This is a genomic window from Cellulomonas sp. EB106-03-03-XG116 (assembly GCF_058792015.1).
The window spans coordinates 1-2,159 of sequence record NZ_JBYTEP010000119.1 but is presented as its reverse complement, the minus strand read 5'-3'; the positions used below and the strand labels follow the sequence as shown (position 1 = coordinate 2,159).

At 78.0% G+C, this 2,159-nt stretch carries 3 protein-coding genes; 2 read left to right on the top strand and 1 reads right to left on the bottom strand.

All coding sequences use genetic code 11. From position 1 onward, the window contains the following. Nucleotides 1-208: 208 nt before the first annotated feature. Both msrB and AC3WUG_RS19575 read left to right on the top strand, forming a co-directional pair. On the top strand, nucleotides 209-616 hold the full coding sequence (gene msrB, locus AC3WUG_RS19580) for a peptide-methionine (R)-S-oxide reductase MsrB (RefSeq protein ID WP_324844711.1): 408 nt from the start codon (nucleotides 209-211) through the stop codon (nucleotides 614-616). 70 nt (nucleotides 617-686) lie between these two features. Beyond that, nucleotides 687-1,586: an NERD domain-containing protein gene (locus tag AC3WUG_RS19575; protein ID WP_492329198.1), complete on the top strand. Its 900-nt coding sequence runs from the start codon at nucleotides 687-689 to the stop codon at nucleotides 1,584-1,586. A 39-nt stretch (nucleotides 1,587-1,625) separates the two neighbouring features. On the opposite strand, the gene AC3WUG_RS19570 is transcribed toward AC3WUG_RS19575, so the two are convergent. Continuing rightward, nucleotides 1,626-2,093: a MarR family winged helix-turn-helix transcriptional regulator gene (locus tag AC3WUG_RS19570; protein WP_492329197.1), complete on the bottom strand. Its 468-nt coding sequence runs from the start codon at nucleotides 2,091-2,093 to the stop codon at nucleotides 1,626-1,628. Between the last annotated feature and the right edge of the window lie 66 nt (nucleotides 2,094-2,159).

Genomic DNA, 2,159 nt, shown 5'->3' with positions numbered 1-2,159 from the left:
ACCACCGCGGCGGCCGCGGCCGCACGGGCGGCGGCGCCCAGCAGTAGCCGACGCCGCGCTGCACCGCCCGCGACCGGCCTCCGGTCGCGGGCGGTCGTGCGTCCGGGCACCGTGGTGGAACACCGCGCCCCGCATCCGCGTTCTGCTGCCGGCGGACCAGCCCCGGCCGCACCGGGCGGGGCGTCCGCAGGGCGAGAGGAGCACCGCGATGGCGGAGAAGACCTACGAGGTCACCAAGGACGAGTCGCAGTGGCGGGTCGAGCTGAACCCCGCCGAGTTCCAGGTGCTGCGCCTGGCCGGGACCGAGCGCCCGTGGACCGGTGAGCTGCTCGACGAGCACCGCGAGGGCGTGTACCGCTGTCGCGCCTGCGGCAACGAGCTGTTCCGGTCGGAGACCAAGTTCGACTCCCACTGCGGGTGGCCGAGCTTCTTCTCCCCGCTGGCGGGCGACAAGGTCGAGCTGATCGAGGACCGCAGCCTGGGCATGGTGCGCACCGAGGTGCGCTGCGCGAAGTGCGGGTCGCACCTCGGGCACGTGTTCGACGACGCGCCGCAGACGCCGACGGGTGACCGCTACTGCATGAACTCCGTGAGCCTGACCTTCGACGCGAAGTAGGCTGCCCCCCGTGTGGGGGAGGGGAGCGCCGATGCTTCAGGGAAACCGGTCTGCTGCCGATATCCCGGACGTGGAACAGGCCCTGATCGTCCGCCGGTGGCGCCGCTACGGCGCCGACCGGCTGTACGTCACGGCCGAGACCGGCGCGCCCCTCGGCAGCGTCGACCTCGCCACCGGCCAGGTGGCCGTGGAGGCCGACGCTGCCGCCCTCGAGGGCGAGGGCCTGGAGCAGGCCGTGCGCGGCGCCGCGCAGGCCTACCTGCGCGCCGACGTGCCCGAGCTCGTCGTCCCGACCGCCGACGTCCTCCCCGAGGACGAGCCGCAGCCCGAGCCGGAGCCGCGCCCCCGGGGCCGCCGCGCCCGCCGGGACGCCGCGCCCGAGCAGCCCGCGGCGGCCGACGCCACGGACGCGCCGGAGCGCCGCGGCCGGCACCGCGCCGACGACCTCGTGAGCCCGCGCCCCGACGCCGAGCCGCGCGGCGTCCGCGAGAGCCTGTGCGACCGCCTCGACCGGCTGATGCTGGACGGCTGGCACGTGCTGCACGACGTCCCCGTCGGCCGGCAGGGCTCGGTCGTCGCGCACCTGCTGATCGGCCCGCCCGGGGCGTTCGCGGTCGCCGAGCGGCCCGCCGCCGCGTCGGGGCCGGAGCGGCTGGTGCTGGACTCCCGGCACCTGTCCGCGGACGGCCACGGGGTCGCGGACCTGCGCGACGTGCGGCTCACCGGGGCCCGCGCCGGGTCGCTGCTGCGGGCCGCCGTCGGGTCGCCCGTCGCGGTGCGCGGGGTCCTGGTCGTGCACGGCACGGTCGAGGTGCTCGCCCCGTCGCCCTACGACGCGCTGGTGCTGCCGGACGCCGACGTGCCGGACGTGTTCGCCGCGATGCCCGCGCGCTGGTCGCCGGGGCGGGTGGACGCGGTCGCGGCGATCGCCCGACGCCGCAGCACGTGGGCGCTGAGCCGCGCGGTCTGAGCCGCCGCGGGGCCCGCGGGCCCCGGCCGCGGCGCGGCCTCAGGACCCCTGCTGCACCCGCGGCGGCGTCGCCGACAGCGACTCGTTGAGCCGGTGCAGCTGGTCCGCGAGCAGCCCCCGGTCCTCCTCCGCCCACGTCCCGAGCGCGGCCGACAGGTAGGCCCGCCGCGCGACCCGCGCCGCGTCCACCCGGCGGGCGCCCTCGGTCGTCACGCGGATGAGCTGCCCGCGCGAGTCGTCGGGGTCGGGTCGCCGCTCGATGAGCCCGAGCTGCTCCAGGCGCCCCAGCTGGCGCGACATCGTGCCGCGGCCGACGCCGATGTGCTCGGCGAGCTCGCTGGCCCGGACGTCGGGCTCGCGCTCGATGCGCACCAGCAGCGGGTACGCCGAGGGCTCGAGGTCGGGGTGCACCTCGCGGGCGAGGCGCTCGGCCGAGGCGCGCGCACGACGGAGCAGCAGCCCGAGCTCGGACTCGATGCGCGCGACGGGGTCGGTCGGGGTGTCCACCGACCCATTGTGGACGACGCGGGGGGGAGGGGGGGGGGGGGGGGGGGGAGGGGGGGGGGGGGGGGG

What these genes read in the sequence shown, in the direction of transcription:
- msrB (WP_324844711.1), top strand. Translation starts at nt 209, where the DNA reads ATGGCGGAGAAGACCTACGAGGTCACCAAGGACGAGTCGCAGTGGCGG.